Here is a 639-nt window from a genome sequence, read left to right as displayed (position 1 = left end):
GTACGTGTGGCCCTTCCTGTAGCTGGTCTCGTCCACGCCGATCGACGTGAGATGGTCGAACGGCGAGGGCATCGCGGCCTTCAGCCGGCCTGCGACCCTATGGGCGATGTCTCCCGCCGTCCTCCACGCCACGTGCAGGAACCCGCTCACGGTCTTCTGGTTGGCGACCGTCATCAGCCACGCGCACTCCGCCTCGAAATCACGCGTGAACCGGCTCCCGGGCTCGGCCCACGGCACCTGGGCGACGACCACCCCGCACCCGGGGCACTCCACGCGCGGCATGTCGGCGACCAGCTCCACCCGCCAGCAGCCGAAGTCCTGATGACGCCACCGGCGCACCCCGCCGCCACGGTCATAGCCCGGGCGCTTCCGCCCGCACCGCGAGCATCTGAGCATGCCCGCGCGCGGGCGCACGCGCACCTCGAGCACGGGCTCGGGACGCAGGGGCGAATCCATGATCCGCGCGTCCTCGACGACCATGCCTTTGACGTTCAGCAATCCGGTGAATAAGCTCTTGTTCAGGCGTTTTCCGTGGTTCATTTCTTTGGTCGGAAAACAGAATAGCCGGAAACGCCCCTCACACTTACACACTCAACGGCCCAACGACGAACCATCACCCACGAAAACAGCAATAGCGCC

The 639-nt window shown here is 66.2% G+C and carries 1 protein-coding gene; it reads right to left on the bottom strand.

Annotated features, from left to right (window positions below):
- On the bottom strand, positions 1 to 540 hold a 540-nt coding region (locus BW11_RS11435), incomplete at its 3' end, for a helix-turn-helix domain-containing protein (protein WP_140445848.1).
- Between the last annotated feature and the right edge of the window lie 99 nt (positions 541 to 639).

This window comes from Bifidobacterium sp. UTCIF-38 (assembly GCF_006454495.1).
GTDB classification, from domain to species: domain Bacteria; phylum Actinomycetota; class Actinomycetes; order Actinomycetales; family Bifidobacteriaceae; genus Bifidobacterium; species Bifidobacterium callitrichos.
This window is presented reverse-complemented; position numbering and strand designations above follow the sequence as displayed.